General features: G+C 71.1%; 20 protein-coding genes and 1 tRNA gene. 10 read left to right on the top strand and 11 right to left on the bottom strand.

Going from position 1 to position 19896, the window contains the following annotated elements; all coding sequences use genetic code 11:
• Nucleotides 1–288 precede the first annotated feature (288 nt).
• Together ACLQ2X_RS17045 and ACLQ2X_RS17040 are read left to right on the top strand one after the other, a co-directional pair.
• Complete coding sequence (locus ACLQ2X_RS17045; RefSeq protein ID WP_425682008.1) at nt 289–516, top strand: hypothetical protein; 228 nt, start codon at nt 289–291, stop codon at nt 514–516.
• 17 nt (nt 517–533) lie between these two features.
• Nucleotides 534–1634, top strand: a complete 1101-nt coding sequence (locus tag ACLQ2X_RS17040) for a S8 family serine peptidase (protein WP_425682007.1) — start codon at nt 534–536, stop codon at nt 1632–1634.
• A gap of 75 nt (nt 1635–1709) precedes the next feature.
• On the opposite strand, the gene eccCa is transcribed toward ACLQ2X_RS17040, so the two are convergent.
• Nucleotides 1710–5675, bottom strand: coding sequence for a type VII secretion protein EccCa (eccCa, locus tag ACLQ2X_RS17035; RefSeq protein WP_425682006.1), 3966 nt, complete (start codon nt 5673–5675; stop codon nt 1710–1712).
• A 57-nt stretch (nt 5676–5732) separates the two neighbouring features.
• On the opposite strand from eccCa, the gene eccD reads away from it, so the two are divergent.
• The 7 genes from eccD (at nt 5733) to ACLQ2X_RS17000 (ending at nt 11819) form a co-directional block, all read left to right on the top strand.
• Nucleotides 5733–7136, top strand: coding sequence for a type VII secretion integral membrane protein EccD (eccD, locus tag ACLQ2X_RS17030; RefSeq protein ID WP_425682005.1), 1404 nt, complete (start codon nt 5733–5735; stop codon nt 7134–7136).
• Between the two features lie 120 nt (nt 7137–7256).
• Nucleotides 7257–7511, top strand: a complete 255-nt coding sequence (locus ACLQ2X_RS17025) for a YbaB/EbfC family nucleoid-associated protein (protein WP_425682004.1) — start codon at nt 7257–7259, stop codon at nt 7509–7511.
• Nucleotides 7508–8152 (top strand): hypothetical protein, encoded by a 645-nt coding sequence (locus ACLQ2X_RS17020; protein WP_425682003.1) that lies wholly within the window; start codon nt 7508–7510, stop codon nt 8150–8152. The genes ACLQ2X_RS17025 and ACLQ2X_RS17020 overlap by 4 nt, the downstream gene beginning before the upstream one ends.
• A complete protein-coding gene (locus ACLQ2X_RS17015) occupies nt 8142–8417 on the top strand; it encodes a hypothetical protein (RefSeq protein WP_425682002.1) in 276 nt (91 codons plus the stop codon). Before ACLQ2X_RS17020 ends, ACLQ2X_RS17015 begins: the two co-directional genes overlap by 11 nt.
• 14 nt (nt 8418–8431) lie before the next feature.
• A complete protein-coding gene (locus ACLQ2X_RS17010) occupies nt 8432–9742 on the top strand; it encodes a hypothetical protein (RefSeq protein ID WP_425682001.1) in 1311 nt (436 codons plus the stop codon).
• 93 nt (nt 9743–9835) lie between these two features.
• Entirely contained in the window at nt 9836–10585 is a 750-nt protein-coding gene (locus tag ACLQ2X_RS17005; RefSeq protein ID WP_425682000.1) for a ZIP family metal transporter, read from the top strand.
• 76 nt (nt 10586–10661) lie between these two features.
• The gene (locus tag ACLQ2X_RS17000) at nt 10662–11819 is read left to right on the top strand and encodes a hypothetical protein (protein ID WP_425681999.1); all 1158 of its coding nucleotides are present in this window, start codon (nt 10662–10664) and stop codon (nt 11817–11819) included.
• Nucleotides 11820–11890: 71 nt separating this feature from the next.
• On the opposite strand, the gene ACLQ2X_RS16995 is transcribed toward ACLQ2X_RS17000, so the two are convergent.
• Nucleotides 11891–12973, bottom strand: coding sequence for an NAD-dependent epimerase/dehydratase family protein (locus ACLQ2X_RS16995; protein WP_425681998.1), 1083 nt, complete (start codon nt 12971–12973; stop codon nt 11891–11893).
• A gap of 36 nt (nt 12974–13009) precedes the next feature.
• Nucleotides 13010–13306 (bottom strand): hypothetical protein, encoded by a 297-nt coding sequence (locus tag ACLQ2X_RS16990; RefSeq protein WP_425681997.1) that lies wholly within the window; start codon nt 13304–13306, stop codon nt 13010–13012.
• Between the two features lie 184 nt (nt 13307–13490).
• Between ACLQ2X_RS16990 and ACLQ2X_RS16985 the strand changes: the two genes are divergently transcribed.
• A tRNA-Lys gene (locus ACLQ2X_RS16985) sits at nt 13491–13562 on the top strand.
• 65 nt (nt 13563–13627) lie between these two features.
• On the opposite strand, the gene ACLQ2X_RS16980 is transcribed toward ACLQ2X_RS16985, so the two are convergent.
• The 8 genes from ACLQ2X_RS16980 to ACLQ2X_RS16945 form a co-directional block, all read right to left on the bottom strand.
• Nucleotides 13628–14869: a tyrosine-type recombinase/integrase gene (locus ACLQ2X_RS16980; RefSeq protein ID WP_425681996.1), complete on the bottom strand. Its 1242-nt coding sequence runs from the start codon at nt 14867–14869 to the stop codon at nt 13628–13630.
• Between the two features lies 1 nt (nt 14870).
• Entirely contained in the window at nt 14871–15065 is a 195-nt protein-coding gene (locus ACLQ2X_RS16975; protein WP_425681995.1) for a helix-turn-helix transcriptional regulator, read from the bottom strand.
• Nucleotides 15062–15265 carry a hypothetical protein gene (locus ACLQ2X_RS16970; RefSeq protein WP_425681994.1) on the bottom strand — a complete coding sequence of 68 codons (204 nt, stop codon included), beginning with the start codon at nt 15263–15265 and terminating at the stop codon, nt 15062–15064. The genes ACLQ2X_RS16975 and ACLQ2X_RS16970 overlap by 4 nt, the downstream gene beginning before the upstream one ends.
• Nucleotides 15266–15357: 92 nt before the next feature.
• Nucleotides 15358–16812, bottom strand: coding sequence for a replication initiator (locus tag ACLQ2X_RS16965; RefSeq protein ID WP_425681993.1), 1455 nt, complete (start codon nt 16810–16812; stop codon nt 15358–15360).
• 128 nt (nt 16813–16940) lie between these two features.
• Entirely contained in the window at nt 16941–17846 is a 906-nt protein-coding gene (locus ACLQ2X_RS16960; protein ID WP_425681992.1) for a hypothetical protein, read from the bottom strand.
• Nucleotides 17843–18187 carry an RRQRL motif-containing zinc-binding protein gene (locus ACLQ2X_RS16955; protein WP_425682165.1) on the bottom strand — a complete coding sequence of 115 codons (345 nt, stop codon included), beginning with the start codon at nt 18185–18187 and terminating at the stop codon, nt 17843–17845. The genes ACLQ2X_RS16960 and ACLQ2X_RS16955 overlap by 4 nt, the downstream gene beginning before the upstream one ends.
• A gap of 764 nt (nt 18188–18951) precedes the next feature.
• On the bottom strand, nt 18952–19374 hold the full coding sequence (locus ACLQ2X_RS16950) for a DUF6197 family protein (RefSeq protein WP_425681991.1): 423 nt from the start codon (nt 19372–19374) through the stop codon (nt 18952–18954).
• Complete coding sequence (locus tag ACLQ2X_RS16945; RefSeq protein ID WP_425681990.1) at nt 19371–19883, bottom strand: DUF6197 family protein; 513 nt, start codon at nt 19881–19883, stop codon at nt 19371–19373. The genes ACLQ2X_RS16950 and ACLQ2X_RS16945 overlap by 4 nt, the downstream gene beginning before the upstream one ends.
• Nucleotides 19884–19896: the final 13 nt, after the last annotated feature.

Here is a 19896-nt window from a genome sequence, read left to right as displayed (position 1 = left end):
CGCACCGCACCCGTCGTCGGCGGACGCCCCACACCCGGCGCACCCACACCGGGCCGCACCGCACCCACACCGGGTCGCACCGCACCTGTCGCTGGCGGACGCCCCACACCCGGCGCACCCACCTCGGGCCGTGTACCGCCGACCGCCGGTGGGCGTCCCGCGCCTGGCGTGCCGTCGTCCGGTCGCCAGAACGCGGCGGGCAGCGCACCGGGTGGACGTGTCGCACCGGCCGGCACCGCGGCGGGTACGACCGCCGGCGGCAGGCCCGCGGGCGTCAAGGCGACCGGTGTGGTCGGTCCACGCGTCGGCGGTCCGGCGCAGCAGCACGGCGCCGGCATCATCGGCTCCAGCCGGCGGGCCCGGCGCCGCGACGAGCGCGATCCTCAGGTCGCCGAGACCGAACACGATCTCTGGCAGGTCGACGACGACCTTCCAGCGGTCATCGAGGCACCCGCGCCCGCGGATCTGCGCGACGAACCACCCGGCCCCTACATCGGCGGGGGTCGACGCACCTGATGCGCTGGAGTTCCCGAGTGGCGGCGGCCGGCGTCGGTGTACTGCTCACCGTCCCGGTCGCCGTGCCGGCGCAGGCCGATGCCGTCCGCGACTCGATGTGGCACCTCGGGAGCCTCAAGATCTCGCAGGTGCACAAGCTCGCCCAGGGCGAGGGCATGAAGGTCGCGGTGCTGGACTCCGGGGTGGATGCCAACCATCCCGACCTCACCGGCGCGGTGCTGCCGGGCATCGACGGCTGGACGGCGAAGAAGGACGGCCGGACCGACGAGGACGAGGTCCGGCACGGCACCGGCATCGCCGCGCTCATCGCCGGTCGCGGCCACGGCCCCGGCAACACCGCAGGCATCCTCGGCGTCGCCCCGAAGGCGCAGGTGCTGCCGGTCGGGGTCTGGCCCCCGGGCAGCACCGACGTGCGTCCGGACAACCTCGCCGTCGGCATCCGCTGGGCCGTCGACCAGGGCGCCGCGGTCATCTGCATCGCCGGCGGCGGTGTGCCCGACAGCGAGGCACGTCAGGCCATCCGGTACGCCGCGCAACGTAACGTGCCTGTGGTCGCCGCCGCCGGCAACCGCCCCAGCCGGTTCGTACAGTTCCCCGGCTCGGACCGGCAGGCGTTCGGGATCGGCGCGGTCGACCGTAGCGGCAAGGCGTGGTCCGGCTCGGTCACCGGGCCGGAGGTCGACCTCACGGCACCCGGGACCGACATCCAGGTGCCGAAGCCGGGCGGCGGCTACGTCGCCGTCGACGGCACCAGCGCGTCAACCGCCCTGGTGGCCGGCACTCTGGTGCTCGTACGCGAACGCTATCCGAATTTGACAGTCGAGCAGTTGTACAACCGGATGAAGGCGACAGCCGTGGACCGCGGGCCGGCCGGTGCGGACGAGCAGTACGGCTGGGGCGTCATCGACCCGCTTGCCGCGTTGACCGCCCCGGTCGACGGCGAGCCGGCGAGCCCCACAGCCGCAGACCCGCCGGCCACGCCGCGCGCCGAACCCGGCGGTTCGGCCGACGGCGGCGGCGTGCCCGCAGCGGTGATAATCGCCGCCGCCGGATTCGCCCTGGCTGTCGTGGGCGGCCTCGTGGTGCTGCTGCTCGTCCGTCGACGACGCACCTCCTGACCAGCCGGTTCAGCCGACCGCGGGCCGCCCATCGGACGGCCCGCGGTTGCGTCGGTTTCTCCCTGCCCCGCCCGGTCACGCCTCGTCGAGGGGGAGCCACCCAAGCTGCACCAACTGGCTGCCACCCCGGCGGTTGACCAGGAAGCCCCGGCCGGCAGGCAGGCGGGTCGGTCGCACGTTGCCGATCAGGGGCCCTTCGTCCCGGTCACCGGACATCACCAGACCGGGTGAACCGACCTCGCGCAGCCGCGCCATGAACGTCTCGTACGTGGACCGCCCGGCGCCCCCGGTACGCCGGGTCACGACGATGTGCAACCCGATGTCACGGGCCTGCATGGCGTACTCCACGAGGGGAAGCAGCGGGTTCGTGGCACCGCCCGCCACCAGGTCGTAGTCGTCGACAAGCAGGAACAGCTCCGGCCCGGTCCACCAGCTACGGCTACGGAGTTCCTCGGCGGTGACGTTCGAGCCGGGGAGCCGTTCCCGCATTGCCGTCACGATCTCGGCGACTGCGTCCTCGGTCTGACCGGTGCTGCTCGCGTACGCGATGAGGTGTTTCTCCGGAAGCGAACCGAGCAGGCTGCGACGGTAGTCGACGGCGATGATGGCCGCCTCCCGAGGCTCGTAGCGGTCGCCGATGCTGCGGGCCAGCAGACGCAGGAAGGCCGTCTTACCGCACTCCATGTCCGCGAACAGGATGCAGTGCGGGTCGGCGGCGAAGTCCAGCGACACCGGCTGAAGGTCGCTCTCGGCGACGCCGATCGGGATCTGCCACCGGTTGCGTCCGCTGCCGGCTGGCCGGGCGATGCTCTCGTAGGTGACCGTCTGCGGCAGCAGGCGCACCGCCGGTGCCGCCGGCCCGCGCCAGGCGGCCCGCACGTTCTTGACCAGGTCCTCCACCCCGGCGGCCAGGTCGGACACGGCGCTGCTGCCGTCGATGCGGGGCAGCACGACGAGGCTGTGCAGCCCTTCGGGGCTCAACCCGCGGCCGGGTCGCTCGACAGGCACGTTGGTGGCGACCCGCCGCCCGAACTCCGAGTCGCTCGCGTCGCCGAGTCGAAGTTCCAGGCGGGTGCCGAACAGGTCGCGCATGGTGTGCCGGACGTCCAGCCACCGGGTGGCGGTGCCCACCAGGTGGATGCCGAACGACAGCCCCCGGGAGGCGATGTCGGAGACGACACCCTCCATGTCCTCGAACTCGGAGCGCAGGGTGCTCCAGCCGTCGACGACCAGGAAGACGTCACCGTACGGGTCATCGGCGAACTTGCCGGCCCGCTTCTGGGAGCGGTAGCTGTCCATCGAGTCGATCCCGTGCTCGGCGAACCTCTTCTCCCGCGTCTGCAGCACCAGGTACACCTCGGCGATGGTGCGCCGGACCTGATCCACGTCCAGTCGGCTCCACGCGCCGCCGACGTGCGGCAGCTCGCGTAGCGACAGCAGCGCGCCTCCGCCGAAGTCGAGGCAGTAGAACTGCGCCTCGGCGGGCGTGTGGGTGAGGGCCATCGCGCAGATCATCGTCCGCAGCAGGGTGGTGCGGCCGGACTTGGGTGCCCCCACCGCGATCACGTGGCCGGCGGCGCCGGCGAGGTTGAGCCACAGGAGGTCGTGCCGTTGCTCCAGTGGCTTGTCGACGAGCGCGACCGGCACCCACAGCCGCCCCTGCAGGTCCGCGGAGGACACCGTGAGGCCCCGCTGGGAGTTGACGGTCAGCGGCGGCAGCGCCTTGCTGAGCGGGATCGGCTCGTCGAGCGGGGGCAGCCAGACGACGTGGGCGGCCGGACCGTGACCGGCCATCCGGGTGACGAGCACGTCCATGAGGCTCTCGCCGAACACGTCCACCCCCGGTTCGGGGCTCGGCGCAGGGGGCAGCTCGACGGGTTCGACGTACTCCGCGACGTAGGTGGTGATCGGGATGGCCGCGTTGACGCTCGCCGGGCCGCCGGTGCCGGCCCGTCGGCGGTGCACGCCGGACACGTAGGCGGCCTTGAAGCGGTTCAGCGGCTCGGTGCCGTACTTCATGAAGCCGTGGCCGGGCGACCGGGGCAGCCCGGCGGCGTCGGGCACACCGAGGGCCACCCGGGATTCCATCGCCGAGAACGTCCGCAGGCCGATGCGGTAGGACAGGTGGGTGTCCAGACCACGCAGGCGTCCCTCGTCGAGCCGTTGCGAGGCGAGCAGCAGGTGGACGCCGAGCGACCGACCGACCCGCCCGATCTGGGTGAACATCTCGAGGAAGTCGGGCTGCGCGTTCAGCAGTTCGCTGAACTCGTCGCAGATCAGGAGCAGGCTGGGCAGCGGGTCCAGGGGCATACCGGCCGCCCGGGCGCGCTCGTAGTCGCGCTGTGAGGCGAAGTTGCCGGCGCGGCGCAGCAGCTCCTGCCGGCGGGTCATCTCTCCCTTGATCGCCGATTCCATCCGGTCCACCAGGGACAGTTCGGCTTCCAGGTTGGTGATGACCGCCGAGGTGTGGGGCAGCTTGTCCAGCGTCGCGAAGGTGGCACCACCCTTGAAGTCGACGAGCACCAGGTTGAGCACCTCGGGGGAATGCCGGCAGGCCAGCGCCAGCACCAGGGTGCGCAGCAACTCCGACTTTCCCGAGCCGGTGGCGCCGACGAGCAGCCCGTGCGGGCCCATGCCCTCCTGAGCCGACTCCTTCAGGTCGAGTTCGATCGGCTGGCCGTCGGGGGACACACCGATGGGTACCCGCAGCAGGTCGCGGTTCGGTCGGGTGCGCCAGTGCGTTTCCGGTTCGAACGCTGTCGGGTCGCCGAGTTCGAGGAGTTCGTCGAGTTCGGTGACCGCCGCGAGCGGCTCGTCGACGCGGGAGGTAGCGGACAAGCGCAGCGGCGCGAGCTGCCGGGCCAGCCCGTCCGCCTGGCTGACTGTCATCACGTCGGCCGATCCGACCTCGTTGGTGCCGTCGGTCGTCGTCGTGGACAGCATTCCGTCGGTGTCGATGTCGATCAGCAGCAGCGCGTCGTCGATGACGCGCGGGCGACGCTCGGACAGGTCCAGCACCGTCACGCCGTTGACGCCGCCGTCGATCATCAGGTGCTCGGAGCCGATCGTGTCGCCGCCGTCGACCACCACGATGACGTGTGGGCCCTCGGACAGCGGCTGGTCGGGGTTGAACCGCATCCGGCTGCCGACCACGTCGTCGAGGAGTTCCTCGATCCCGGTGATGGTGGGCCCGATCAGCCGGACCGGCCCCAACGCGTCGCTCTTCTCCGGATGCAGGGCGTGCGGCAGCCATTTGGCCCAGTCCCACCGGGCCGCCCGGTCGGCCGAGCAGCACACGGCGATGAGCAGGTCGTCGGGGGCGTGGAAGACCGCGGCCTGCGCCAGCAGGGCACGGACCAGCCCCTGGGCGCGCTCCTGCTCGGCGCGCACATGGATCCGGGCGAAGCCCCGCATCGCCACCGCGACCGGCAGGTCCTTGACGACGGCGTAGGTGGTGACGAACCGGCGCAGCGCCGAGGCCGACAGCGGTTCGAGGTCCTCGACCGGCGCGGTCGGCGCGGGCCGCAGTGGGGTCGCCAGGCGCAGCGGGCCCCGACCCATGCGGAGCACCGCGAAGTCGCTGTCCCCGGTGCGGCGCTCCCACAGCCGGTTGCCGGTGACGAACCCCCACAGCGAATCCGGATCGGGGTGGCGGTAGTACATGGCCAGGCGCTGCTGGGCGATGGTGCGACGCACCGCTCGCCGGCGCTGGCTGAGCCGGCGCAGATAGTCGCGGCGCAGGCCCAGCGCCTCCCGCTTACTGACGCGGCCGCCCTGGTTGAACAGGGTGGCCCCGGCCATGCCCAGCATCGAGATGCCGAACAGGCCGCCGGTCACGTAGGCGAACGGCCCGCCGCGTCCACTGGAGAACATCAGGGCCATCGCCGCGGAACCGGCGAGCATCGGCACGATCGTGATCATCTGTGACCAGGCGATGCCCTGGGCCGTCGACAGGACCGGCGGTGGTTCGAGTTCGAGCGGATCCTCCGGCAGCACGGGTCCCGGCTGGCGCGGTGGGCGTCGGACGACAACGGTCCCCATATTCGTCGCACTCCCCGTAGGACATCGTCATTGGTCCCTCGCTGCTAGGTTGTCGGCGTGGCGACGCACCCCGGCGATGGACTGGTCCGGCTCACCATATCGACGCTGACTCGCCGTATCGACCTCGTGTTGCCGGAACGTGTTCCGGTGGCCGAGCTCGCCCCGGCGTTGTTGCGGCATCTCGGTACGGACGACGAGCACAACGGCGCAGGAGGCGGCGGTCCCGGTGCCGTCGGGTGGAGCATCCGCCGCAGTGACGGCGCCCGCCTGGTCACCGACCAGTCCCTCGGTGACCAGGGCGTGCGCGACGGCGAGGTGCTGCGCCTGGTCTCGCGCGCGGACGACTGGCCGGAACCGGAGTACGACGACGTGGTGCTGGCGGTCTCCGACGGCACGAGCCTTCTCGGTACCTTGTGGACGGGTGACCGGACCCGGCTGGCCTCGCTGACGGTCGGCGCGGTGATCCTGCTGTTCGGCCTGCCGCTGTTGCTCACCGGGCATTCGTGGCAACTGTCGGCGCTGGTGGCGTTCATCATCGCCCTGCTGGCCGGGGTCGGCGGCGCGGTGCTGTCCCGGGTCGCCGGTGACAGCGGCGCCGGTGGGGTGGTCGCCGCCGTCAGCATGCCGTACGCGTTCCTCGGTGGGCTGGTGGTCCTGGCCGGCTCGCAACCGCTGACCGATCTGAGCGCGCCGAACGTCCTCATTGGTTGTGTCGCGCTCGTGCTGGCCGCGACCGCGGGCTATTTCGCGGTGGCCGACCTCACCTGGTTGTTCGTGGCGGGAGCGGTGGCAGGGCTGCTCGGCGCACTGGGCGCGCTGCTGGCGACGCTCGACGTGGCGGTGGCGAGCGCGGCGGCGATCACGGCCGGGGTGGCGATGCTGATGATGCCGTTCGCCACGGCGCTGTCGGTGTGGACGGCGAAGCTGCCCATGCCGGACCTGCCGCAGACCACGGAGGATCTGCTGCGGGACCAGCCGCCGCCGCAGCGGGAGCGGATCTTTCCGGCGGTGGTCCGTACCGACGAGCACTTCTCCGGCATCCTGCTCGGTCTCGGCGTCGCCGTGACCTGCTGTTCGGTGCTGCTCGTGCTCGACGGTGGGACGGCCGGCCGGATCCTGGCCGCGGTCCTTGTCGGCCTGGTGTTCCTCCGTGCCCGGTCGGTCGCGTGGCCCCGCCAGCGCACGCCTCTGCTGGCGAACGGGATGCTGGCGCTCGCCGTCCTCGCCATCGGCGGCGGCCTGTCCCTGGACCGCGCCGTGGTGCCGCTTGCCGTGCTGGCGGTGGTGCTGCCGGTGGCCGCGCTCGTCGTGTTCGCGGGACTGCGGTACGCGCGACGCCGGCCCGGCCCGCGCATCGCCCGTCTCGCGGACGCCGCCGAGTTCCTCCTCGGCGCGTCCGTGGTGCCGATCGTGGCCGCCGTGCTCGGCCTGTTCGGCTACGCCCGAGGGCTGGGCGGTTAGCCGGACACACCGGACGGTGACGCCCTCGCCGCCCTATGCTCCGGCTACGGGTGTCGATCCGGCAGGGCGTCGAAGATTTGCTCTGATAAGTAGAATCGTGGCGGAGCGGGGAGGGTGGGCATGGCGGAGCGGCTCAGCGATCTCTATGCGCGCATGAAGGTCACCACCAGGTCGCCGGACCGCACGGTGACGGTGATCGTGACGGGCAACGGACGGGTGTCGATCGAGTTGGACCCGTCGGTGCAGCGCCTGCACACCGTGAAGAGTCTGGAGAAGCAACTGAACGCGGTTGCCCGGGTCGGCGTCATGGCGCTCCGTCAGGCGCGCAGCCAGGCGCTGGACCGGGTGATGGCACAGTCGAAGGAGCTCTCGTGAGGGCGCGGTCCGCGTTGGCGGGCCTTGCCGCGGTCGCGCTCCTGGCGGCCGGGTGCGACAGCACGCCGCAGGCCGACCCGACCCAGCCGCCGACCCGGCCGACGCAGGCGGCGCCGAGCGCGGGGCCGCGTGCCGCACCGCTCCTCGACGACTGCGCCGCGTTGGCGGCAATGGTGCCCAGGGAGGTCTCCCCGGGCTTGGGCGTCGACAACTTCTTCCCCACGCCCTCGCCGGTCGAGGAGCAGACCTACTCGGTACGGTGCGTCCTCGTCGGGCCGAGCGCCGACGACAGCCGGCTGCGGGTGCAATTGCAACTGCGCCTCGTCCGGCCCCGCGTCGACCCTTACGAGTTGAAGCCGCTGACCGAGTGGCTCCGCACCAAGCCGCGCGAATTCGCCAGTGTCAGCGATTGCGGCACCCTGGCACCGTGGCCGGTGGTGCCCAACGGGTTCCGGTGCTTCAAGGACAACGAGCTGACGCGTGAGCAGAGCGTGGCCGGCTCGGGCAAGGGCACCGCTGTCCACGTCTACGTGACGGTGCTCCAGTTGGACCAGCGGAAACCGGTGCCCATCGACGTGGTACGCAACGTGAGCGACAAGGCCGCCGAACTGACGATCAAGGCGGCGTTCGATGGCATCTGACACCGAACGGCCATTCGAGCTGATGACCGGCGCCGAGCGGTTGCGACACCTGCTCGACCGGGCGCCCATCCACGCCGAGTCGCCGCGCGGGTTCGTGAGCGTCGACCGGGACGCGCAGGGCCAGGTGACGATCCGGCTCCGGCCGGACAGCTTGCAGCGCCTGACTCCGCAGCAGCTCACCGAGGAGATCAACGCCGCGCTCCAGGCGGCACTGGACGAATACGGCCAGGCAAGTAAACGACTGATACAGCGTGTGACAGGCTGACCGAACGGGGCGACATGTCGAACTATCCAGGCCTTGAAGCCAATCTCGTGGACCTCGTGGTGCACGCGGAGAACCGTTACGAGGACGCGGCCATCTGCGACGCCATCCGCCAGTACATCCTCCAGGTGGGCACGATCCCGGCCTCCGTCTGGGGCAAGATGCCGTGGGTGGGCAAGTGGCAGGCGGACTGGGCGGTCGGCCGGGACTACCGGATCACCGAAGCGACAAATGCACGCGACGGGATCGCCAGCACCGCGGCCGGCCTGCACCAGGTCGCCGTCGACTACCACGGCAGCGACATCGCCATCTCGATGGACTTCGAGGGCAAGATGGACGCATCGAGTGCCGCGCTCGCCCCCTATCTGCGGGCGTTGCAGGTGACCCCGCCCAATCTGGCCACGCCAGGTGGACACGTCGCCCCACCGAGCTACTACGGTGGCCCGCCGGTCAACCCGCAGCACAACCTGGACACCCCCGAGGGGCAGCGGCTCGACCGGATCGGTCGCAGCGACAGCCTCGACATGCCCGAGATCACCGCTCCCGGCACCGTCACCCCGAGGATGCGGGACCGGGAATACTTCGGGGACACGCCCGGGCGCATGGAGCTGTGGAAGTTCGTCAACGAGCACTACCAGGTACTGACCCAGGCCGAGGAACTCGTCCGGCAGTACGGACCGGGCCTGGCGAAGTACCCGTCGAGTGACTTCATCGACGAGGCACTCGACGCATATCCTCGCGTGATCATTGAGCGAGCCGACATGATCAGCGTCGCCGCACAGAACTATGCCGAGATGCAGGGCGAATACCTGACCCAGCTCACCAACCTCAGATCCAGCTGGGCCAGCCCCACCGGATCGGCCGCCTACTTCACCGCCGGCACCTCGATCATCACCTTCCTCAAGCAGCTTCAAACGCAGGCCCAATGGCTGTCCGACGAGGGCAAGAAGGCCGGCAAGGCCGTCGACGATCTGATGATGGCCTACGCCAAGGCCGGCTACGAGAAGATCTCCATCGTCATCAAGCAGGTCCAAGATCTGCTTGACGAGCTCAAGTCGTTCAGCCCCGACCCGACCAAGCCCGCCCAAGCCCTCGCGGACATGCTGACCGCCATGGCGACCATAATGCTCGACCAGTGGAACGCGGCCAACGACGCGGCGAAGAGCATGCTCAACGTGGCCGAGGTGGCGGCCTCGGGCGCACCCGACGCCGGCACTGCCAGCCACGGCGCGACCCCGTTCCCCAACGCGCAGGGCGGGGACTCCTGGAAGAACACACCGTGGCAGCCGCACGCTGCCACCACCCAACCGGCGCTGCCGGTCGGCTAGTCCCGCACCGCACATCGGCCAGCCATCTGCGGCGGCCCCGCCACCCGCCCCGAGTGGGGTTGGCGGGGCCGCCGCGGGGGTAGGGTCCTGCGCGTGCCGCAGTGGCTGGAAGCGGGATTCTGGGGTCTGCTCGCCGGGTCCGCCCTGCTGATCGGGGCGACCGTCGGGTTCTTCGTTCGCGTGCCCCGCCGGGCGACCGCCTCGGTGATGGCGTTCGGCGCGGGCGTGCTGCTCTCCGCCGTCTCGTTCGAGCTGATCGACGAGGCACACGATCAGGGCGGCCTGCTGCCGGTGGCGATCGGGGCGGCGGCCGGTGCGCTGGCGTACACGGGGGCGAACGTGCTGCTGGCCCGGCACGGCGCGCGGCACCGTAAACGCTCCGGCGACGAGCAGCCCTCCGAGCGGGAGCAGCCCGGTTCCGGTTCGGCCATCGCGGTCGGCGCACTGCTCGACGGCGTACCGGAATCGGTGGTGATCGGCGCGGGCCTGCTGGCCGGCGGCCCGGTCAGCCTGGTCACGGTGATCGCGGTGTTCCTCAGCAACGTGCCGGAGGGGTTGTCCAGCGCGGCCGGCATGCGGCAGGCCGGGCGGACCCGCCGCTATGTGTTCGGGCTGTGGACGGCCATCGCGTTGATCTCCGGCGCTGCGGCGTTGGCCGGGTACACGCTGCTGGGCGGTGCCCCGCCCGAGGTACTGGCCACGATCACCGCGCTCGCGGCGGGCGCGATCCTGGCGATGATCACCGACACCATGGTCCCGGAGGCGTTCGCCGACGCGCACCTGCTGGTGGGTCTGATCACCGTGCTCGGCTTCCTGGTCGCTTTCGCGCTCTCCCACGCCTGACCGCTGGCCCGGCTTAGCAGCGGGTTAAGGATCGACTGTGGAGTCGTGCCGTGCGCGCCGGTCCTCCTAGCATCGGATGGTGCGCGTGAAGTCGGCTGTCCCACTGCTCGTCCTCGCCCTGGTGACGGCGACGCTCCCCGCCTGCGGCGGCGATGATCCGGCCCCTGTTTCCGCCGCGGTCAGTGGCACGCCCGAAGCGCCGGCTGCCGCCCCGTCCGTCTCCCCGAGCGGCCGGGCGGGTCTGGGCAGCGCCCGGCCGAGCCCCACCGCGACCACCGCCGCGTTCCGCGCCGGCAACCCGGCCGGCCGCGCCGCCGTACCGGCCGAGGCGCGGGCGGTGGACACCTCGCGCCCGACCCGTACCGTCGGCAGCGGCACCCCGGCGAGCTGCACCTCCGAGTCGGTGGTGAAGGCCGTCGCCGCCGGCGGCGTCATCACCTTCGACTGCGGCCCCGCTCCGGTGACCATCACCATGAAGGCCACCGCCAAGGTGGTGAACTCACACGGCCCGCGCGTCGTACTGGACGGCGGCGGCAGGGTCACGCTCAGCGGTGGCGGCAGGCGCCGCATCCTCTACATGAACACCTGCGACGAGGCCCAGGGCTGGACCACCTCGCACTGCCAGAACCAGGACCACCCGCGACTCACCGTGCAGAACCTGACGTTCGCCGACGGCGACTCCACGGGCGACCGCACCGAGGGCGGCGGGGGCGGCGCGGTCTTCGTGCGCGGCGGACGCTTCGCCGTGGTCAACTCGCGGTTCGTCGACAACAGCTGCGACCGTACCGGCCCGGACCTGGGCGGCGCCGCGCTGCGCGTACTCAGCCAGTTCGAGAACAAACCGGTGTACGTGGTGAGCAGCACCTTCACCGGCGGGGTGTGCGCGAACGGCGGGGCGCTGAGCAGCATCGGCGTCTCCTGGACGGTGCTGAACAGTGTCTTCCGGGACAACCGGGCGGTCGGCACGGGCGCGAACCCGGCCCGAGGCGGCACTCCGGGTGGGGGCAGTGGCGGCGCGATCTACTGCGACGGCAACGAGTTCGCGGTGCGGATCGCCGGCACGGTGATCGAGGGCAACAGCGCGAACGAGGGCGGCGGCGCGATCTTCTTCGTCAGCAACGACCGCACCGGGACCCTGAAGATCGACAGCAGCACCCTGCGGAGAAACCCCAGCCGAGGCTTCGAGACGAAGGGCCACCCCGGCATCTTCTTCCTGGGCGCCCACCTGACCTGACCCCCACCCCACTGTTTCGGGGCTGGTGGGGCGCGTGGCAGCGCCTGGGGGATGGCCGGGGAACGGGTGGGTCAGTAGGGGTTGGGGTGGCCGGGAAGTTGGCCCCTGGTCAGCGCCGCGGGGCGGCCGGGGAGGGCCGGGTCCGGGGACAGCGGCGGGGACGTTGTGCCGGCTCTCGTGGCCATGCCGGCGAACAGGTCCTTCAGTGCGGTCACCGTGTCGACCTTCGGGGTCCAGCCCAGCTCCGTCTCGGCGCGCTCGCTGGACATCAGCGGCACGTTCAGCGCCAGGTCGACCCAGCCGGTGTCGACCGGTTGCAGCCGTGCCCGCCACGTCACCGCCGCCGCCGCGCGCAGCACCGGCGTCGCCACCGGCACGGTCCAGCCGTGGAAGTGCCGGGCCACCAACTCCGGCGTCAGCACCGGGTCGGCCGCCACGTTGAACGCGCCGTGCGCGTCTCCCAGCACCGCCCGGGCGTACGCGTCCGCCACGTCGTCGGCGTGCACCGCCTGCATCCGCAGCCGCCGGTTCGACGGCACCAGCGGAATCCGGCCGTAGCGCAGCAGACGCACCGGCACCAGCGGGCCGAGGAAGTAGCGGCTGATCTCCGTACCGGCTTCCCGCTGGAAGATCAACCCTGGCCGCAGTCGCACCACCCGCAACGCCGGGTGCTCCCGCCGCACACCGTCCAGCAGCGCCTCCACCTGCGCCTTGTCCCGGCTGTACGACGACGTCTCCACCCCGGTCGCCGGCCAGTTCTCGCTCACCGGGTGGTCCTTCGGCCCGGACGCGTAGGTGCCGACCGACGAGGCGTACACCAGGGCGGGAACACCCGCCCGGACGCTGGCCTCGATCACCGCGCGGCTGCCGCCGACGTTGGTCCGGCGCAGCGTACGCCGGTCGTGGCTGGGCTGGATCTGCCAGGCCAGGTGCACCACCGCCGCCGCCCCGGCGAAGATCCGCACCAGTTCGTCGGCCGCGCCCGGCGCCCCGATGTCGCAGGAGTGCCACTCCACGTCGTCGTACGGCTCACCGGCGTCCGGGCCGGGCAGCCGGCGGGCCACCCCGACCAGCTCGGTTCCCGCCTCCTGCCGCAGCCGGCGCAGCACCGCCGTACCCACGTTGCCGGTGGCCCCCACGATCACGATCCGCATATCGCTGCCGTACCCGTTCAGCCGGACAGCAACCGCTCACGGGCGGGGGTTCGTGCGCGTCCACCCCTTCTCCCCCGCTCGGCGGCCCCCGGTGGCGGCCAGGCAACGCGGGCAGAGCCAGCCCTCCGGGTCGGCCCCGGTGAGCACGTCCGTGCCCGAGTAGTCGAACGGCACGTGGGGGAAACGACGCAGGCGGGTACGGCTCAGCGGCAGCCCGCACAGCGTCTGGTTCTGCCCCGGTAGCCAGGCGTGCACCTCGCCATTGGGCCGGCGTACGCCGTCGGCGCCGGGAACCTCGCGGGAGGCCGCGACGGCGGCGCTCGTCGATCGCATGGTGGTTCCGGTTCCCCGACGGCTCCCGTTCACGCCTCCCACGCCGCTGGGCCACTCCGGCCGCTCCCGCGCCGCTGTGGCCCCTGGGTCGCCACAGCGGCGCGGCCCGGCGGACACGCCGAAGATCGACAGGTGGCGGAAGCGGCGAGCCGTCGGCTGGGGGGTTCCGGTAACCTGGGCGGGCGGGCCGCTAGCTCAATGGCAGAGCTGTGGACTTTTAATCCATAGGTTCAGGGTTCGAGTCCCTGGCGGCCCACTCAACAGCGCACCTGAGCTGCGAAAACGTCGGCCGAAGATCATCGGGCACAACCAGGGCACAACTCAGTTCTGATCTTGGCCGGTGGGGCGTTCAGATGACTTGCCGTCTGCCTGCCGCAGGAGGTTGCCGACCAGGCCGCGCGGGCGGTCCTTCTTCGGCAGCCAGTGCACGTAGGTCTCCAACGTGATCCGCAGGTTGGCGTGCCTCAGCGCCTTCTGCACCTCCTGGGGCTCGACACCGTTGCTCATGAGCGTGGTGGCGAAGAAGTGGCGCAGGGAGTGGAAGGTCCCTTCCTTCGGCCACCCGGCGGCCTGCCGCCAGTCCGCCCACAGCTCCGACCAATAGGTGTCCGTCAACAGCTTTCCGCGTGCCGAGGTGAACAGGACTGCCACCGGCCGAGTCAGGCGCTCTCCGGTGGTGATGTCTGGCAGCTCGAACTCGACGGGGCCGACGTCGCGGAGATGGGCGGTCAGTTCCTCCGCGACCACCGCGTCCAGGTCGACAGTCCCAGCGGAACCGCTCTTGGGTGGGGAGAGGTAGAAGCCGCCGAAGTGCTCCGCCGAGTGCCGCAGTTGCTGCACCACGTGCAGCTCGCCGTGCTCGTAGTCAGCACAGCGTGAACCGGCTTCCATTCCGAGGACCTCGCCGAGGCGAAGCCCCTCCCCTGCTCCCAGCCAGATAGCCGCCCGGAATCGCCGGGGCACCACCTCGACCAGCTTGAGCACCTGATCCCCGGTAGGGACCCATTTCGGTGCCCGTGACAGACCGCGCAGGATCTGGGCGAGCTTCACGCCGTTGCACGGGTTGTCGGGGATGGCCTTGTCGATGACGGCCGCGTTCATGATGGTCTTGAACAGCCCGAAGTACAGGCTCACCGAGGACTTCGGCGTTTGCTTGTCGAGCAGCCGGCCGAGCCAGGACAGCACGTCCGTCAGGGTGATCGACCGGATCGCCTTCTCGCCGAACGCGGGCAGGAGGTGCTTTCGCAGGTTCTGCGGTATCCGCCGCCGGGTCTCTGTCGACCACCCGGATTCGCGGGCCTCTCGCCACCGCTGCGCGTACTCACCGAACGTCAGTTCGGCTTCCGCCCGCTTGACCAGCACCTCTGGCGCTACACCGGAGCGACAAGCCAGGTCGAAGGTTTCCGCGTCGCGCTTGAGATCGAACAGCCGTTCCCGATCGTTGCTGTCAGCATCGGCGTAGCGGACCCGCCAGCGCTTGCCCCGGCCGTACCGCCTGGACGGAATCGGCTTCTTCGTGTCGGGGTCGCGCTTCTTGAGGTACCACAGATCATCGATCGGCATATCAGGCCGCCTGTTCTTCCAGCCACGCCCGGACGTCAGCCGGGTTGTAGCGCAGGTGGCGACCGACCTTGAAGGCACGAGGGCCGATGCGGCGGTGCCGCCACTGGTACAGCGTCCCGACGGGAACACGGAGGAACGCGGCCGTGTCGTGGATGGACCACAGCTCCGGCAGCGGGAGCGGGGTGGGTGCGGTCATCGTGGCTCCTTCCTGGTGATGGTGATGTAGGCGCGGCTTTCGCCGCTGTAGCCGCCGGTGCGGGTGCTGGTGCGGCAGGTGACCCGTTCGCGGCCGTAGCGGGCGACGAGCTGGGCCGCGATGGCGGCGGCGTGGGTGGTGACAGTGGCGGTCGGGCCGATGAGCCGGACCGCGACCAGGGGGCGGGGGCGTGTGGGCATGGGTGCTCTCCTTCCAAACCGGGCGGTTGGGGGTGTTGCGTGCGCTGTGGAGTTGTCAAGGAACGGCTACACGTGGCGTTGACACGTACGTGTCAAGCGGCCAGGGGTCGGGCCGCGCGGGCGGCGGTGAGTTCGTCGGCGAGGGCATCGAGTCCGGCTTGGTGTCGGGCGCGGGCTTGGGCGGCGGCGGTGTTGGCGAGCAGGGCGTCGCCGGTGCTGATCCAGCCGGTGGCGTGGTAGCCGAGTTCGTAGATGACTTGTTCGGCTTGTTCGTCGTCCCAGGTGTGGGGGTGGCCTTCGGTGCGCCGCCAGATGGTGCGCTGCATCCGGATGAAGCCGAGGGTTGCCGAGAACGCCCGGCTTTTGGTGGCGATGTGCCCGCCGTAGCCGAACTGGTGGGCGTAGCGGCGCAGCCGCGCGTAGGCGGGGTGCTCGCCCAGGTTCCAGCAGGCGCGGATGAGGCGGCCGAGGTGGGTGGCCGGGTCGCCGTGGACGTCGACGGTGAGGTCGTCGACGCGGCGCAGGGTCAGGCCGGTTACTTCGGTGCTCTTGGTGACGTACTTGGCGATGTAGCCGGTGATCTGGGCGAGGTTCACCGTGCCGCCGGGGGCGTTGACGTGCTTGACGTCGAGGCCCTTGTCACCCCAGGCGATGTGCCAGCCCTGGCCGCCGTTGGCGGGGTGGCCGGCGGAGGTATAGGAGGTCTTGACGAACGCCGCCCGGGCCGCCTGTTCGAACATGTCCCGGCTGATCTGGCGGGGTGGCGGGACGATCGCGCCGGGGCAGTCGGGGTTGTGTCCGTCGAGGCGGATCAGCGCGTGGTAGTGGACCACGCCGCGTACCTGGAACTCGTAGACCTTGATGTAGCGGCGGCGCAGCTCGACACCGTGAGCGCGGCCGAGGCGGCGTAGCTCGCGGTCGACCTGTTGGATGGTGCGGCGCCACAGTTCGGGGGCTTCGTGGTTCCAGACGACTTGGGCGGCGTGGTCGTAGCAGTCCAGGCACAGCGGCTGACCGAGCTGCCCGTCACCGGCCTTGTGCCGGGCACCGCAGCGCAGCTCCTGGCCGTGGGGGCAGGTGCGGCCGAAGGGGTGGCAGACGGAGGCGCGGCAGGTGCAGCCGTCCTTCTTGCGGCAGTCCGCGGCATGGACCTTCACCACCCGGTGGTGCACCGGCCCGAACGAGGGCGCGGTGGCGGTGAGGAAGAGGGCGATGTGTTCGTGCAGCGGCGGTAGTCCCCACCGGTCGCCCTGGAGTCCGGCCTTGATGAGGTGGTAGGTGTCGCGGCGGTAGACCTCGGCGCAGGACGGGCAGACGGCGGCGCGGCGGTTGCCGCAGGGGGTGTATATCGCGCCGTCGGGCATGGTGTCGGTGTCGATGGTGACCATGCGGTTGCCGTCACGGTCGTTGACGTGGATCTGCCCGGCCAGCCGGATCGGGTGCTTGCACGCGGAGGCGGCGCGGACGTGGCCGAGCCAGTCCGCGTAGTCGGGATCCTGGGCGCGGGCGCGGCCGGAGGCGACGGTGCGGGGGTCATGGCCGCGCACCCAGCCGTCATCAGCAGGGCGGGTGGAGGTGGGTACAGCCCAGGGCCAGTGGCCGGTGTCTGCGTCGGCGGAGGCTCCCGTACCCGGGACCGTGGTGGTCCCGGGTGCGAGAGGCAGCGTCGAGGAGGTCACGCGGTGGCTCCTACGGCAGTGCCGTTGTGGGTCTTGTCGTTGATGGTCGGTGGGGTGTTGAGGGCCGTCAGGAGGTCGGCGGCCGTGTGGGTCGGTACGCGCAGCCGGACGGCGAGCTGACCCGGGTTGATCGGTTCACCGTGGGCCTTTTCGTGCGCGGCGGCGACGAGCCGGGCGTTGGACAGCAGCGCGGGCGGCGGGCCGGTGGTGACCGGTGCCGCAGGTGCCGAGATCGGGTCCGTGGCGGTGGTGTCCGGGGTGGGCTCGACCGTCGTCGGGGTGTCGGTGTCCTCGCCGGAGGTGGGCGGGTTGACGGGTGCGATGGGTCGCGGATCGGTGTCGGGAATCGGGTTGGTGGCCGGGGTCGCGGCGGCCGGGCGGACCAGCGGCGAGGCGGGGATGTCGGATGACGGGGCCTCGGCGGTGGTGGCCGGCGCAGGTGCCGGGACGAGATCAGTGGGCCGGTTGGTGCGGTTTCCGGTGGCGAGTAGCGCGGCGGTGGCCATGAGCATCAGGCCATCCACGGCGAGGGGGCCGAACCAGACGACGAGGGTTTCCTCGTTGTAGTGGTCGAGCAGTCCGGACAGGTGCCGGTAGGACACGAACGCGGCGACCAGGGCCACGGGCGGCAGCCCGACCCAGCGCAGCACGTTCCAGCCCCAGCCGGTCGGCCAGGGCGTGCGAGCGAGGATCTCGATGGCGATGAACAGGAACAGCGGCCACACGACCGCAGAGACCACCGCACCGGGTTCCGGCGACCAGTCGGCCGGGGCGTCCTTGGGTGCGATGAACGAGTGGGCGATGTTGGCGGCGACGGAGACGAGTCCGCCGGAGAACGCGCCGATGTAGGCGTAGACGCGGCCGTTCTTCTTCGCCTTGGTAGCAGTGGGCGGGTACGTCATGAAGTCACCTCTTGGCAGTCGAGGCAGGCGCCGGTACGGCGAGGGATGTAGTAGGGCTTGACCTGGCCGCAGTCGGGGCAGGTGCGCCGGGCGGTGAGCGCCTTGTCGATGGCCGCCAGTTGGGCGGCGGTGGCGGTGCGCTTGGGTTGGGCGAGGTCGAGGCGGTAGAGGTAGGCGACGCGCTTACCGCGACGCCAGAGGATCTGCGCGGCGGGATCCTGGCCGCCGGGGCGTAGGTCGCGGGCGCGGAGCTGACGGCGGGTCAGCAGGTCGCCGGGAGCGAGCTTGAACGGGTAGGTGGGCAGGCCGTAGCGCTCGCCGGTCGGGTCGTAGAAGACCATCGGGTCGTCGTCCTCCTGGTCGTCGTCGGCCTGGCCGCCGTTCGTGGTGCCGTTGGCGAAGGTGGGGTGTTCGTAGGTGTCCCGGTCGATGTCCTCGGGCAGGAACGCCGTCGAGCAGACGGCGCAGACGATCGGCCCTTCTTCGAAGGCCGTGACAGCGATGCGCAGCTTGCGGGGGCACTCGCATTCACACGAGACGCCGTTGTTGTTGTTCGTGCGCTGTTTGCCTTCCCCGGTGGGTTCGGGGTGGCGGTAGAAGCGCAGCGCCTCGGTGAGGTCGGTGATGACGGCCCGGTAGCGGGCGCGGGTGATGTCGGTGAGGGTGCAGGGGGAGTAGCCGAGCTTGTCGTCCTTGGTGGTGGACATGCCGAGTTCGGCGGCGAGGGTGGCGAAGCGCTTGTTGTGCCAGCGGCCCTGCCGGGAGGTGTCCTGGATGCCCCGGACGTCGGCCAGGGCGTGGGTCGCCTCGTGGAGCAGGGTGGTGAACACGGCTTCCGGTTCGCGGGACAGCCCTTCACCGGAGATGAGGATTTCGGGGAGTTGGGTGTCGCCGTGCTGCCAGCGCAGAGCGGCGAAGTGGCCCCACTTCATGCCCTGGTTGGGCTTGGTGGGGGAGCCGGAGCCGACGACGAGGACGACGGCCGGGATCTCGGTGTGCTGGGCGCGGATCGCAGCCCACGCCGATTCGAGCGCGCCGACGAGCGCGGCGGTGGAGACGGGGTTTTGACACGTACGTGTCAGGTCGGTGATGTGGGCGGCGGTGCTCATGCGGCCCTCCGGATGGTGTGCGTGCGGTAGGCGATGGCGGCGGCGCACAGCGCCTGCGTGACGTGGGCCGGGGTGCGGCCGGGAGCGGTCTCCCAGGCGAAGACCGAGGCGTGCTGACCGGCGTGGCCGACAGCGATGAGATAGGTGTTGAACCACTCGACGGCGGCGCTGTAGGTGTGCTGTTCGGCGTCGGTGATGCCGGTGAGGTACCAGCGGGGACGGCCGAACACGGCCGCCCGGATCGCGCCGAGGATCGACGCCGGGTAGAGGCCGGTGCGGTGACAGGCGCACTTCGCGGTGCAGCCGTCGTGGCTGTCGTAGAGACCGGTCGGCGTCCAGCCGTGCTGGCCCAGGTAGAGGGCGGCGCGGTCGAGGATGGCGTGGACGTTGCCGGTCGGCAGCGCGGTGACAGTGCTCATCGGGCGGCCCGCCAGGCGAGGAAGCCGTCACGGGTCGGGTGCTTCTCAGCCCAGACGCAGGCATCCGCGTAGGTTTCGAGGTCGTCCTCGGTGGCGTGGTCCCAGTCGTAGTTGTCAGCGGCGGCGCGCAGCGTGGTGATGATGCGCTCGGCGGTCTGGTCGTCGCGGTCGTTCCACTCGATCGCGTCCGTCGGAGCGGTGTTCCAGTCGTCGCCGTAGGCGATGATGCCGAGGTCGGTCAGGTAGTCGGTGAGGTAATCGACGGCGCGGCGGCAGTCGCGGGCACCGCGCCCGTGGGTGGCGGGGATGGTGATGAGGCGACCGTGGGCGGCCATGCCGATCGCGCCGACGGCGCAGGCGGGCGGGAAGGTGCCGCCCTGGTTGCTGTAGTAGGTGCCCTTGATCCAGCCGTGGATTTCCAGGTAGCGGGCGGCGCAGCGCAGGATGTCGGCCGGGGTCAGGTCGGCCAGCGCGCCGGGGGTGGTGGTCGGTTTTTGGGTAGGGTTCATGGCGGCCACGTCC

Origin of the sequence: Micromonospora sp. DT31 (assembly GCF_049841795.1) — a bacterium.
Taxonomy (GTDB): Bacteria; Actinomycetota; Actinomycetes; order Mycobacteriales; family Micromonosporaceae; genus Micromonospora.
The sequence above is the reverse complement of the archived record's forward strand: the minus strand, read 5'-3'. Positions and strand labels throughout refer to the sequence as shown.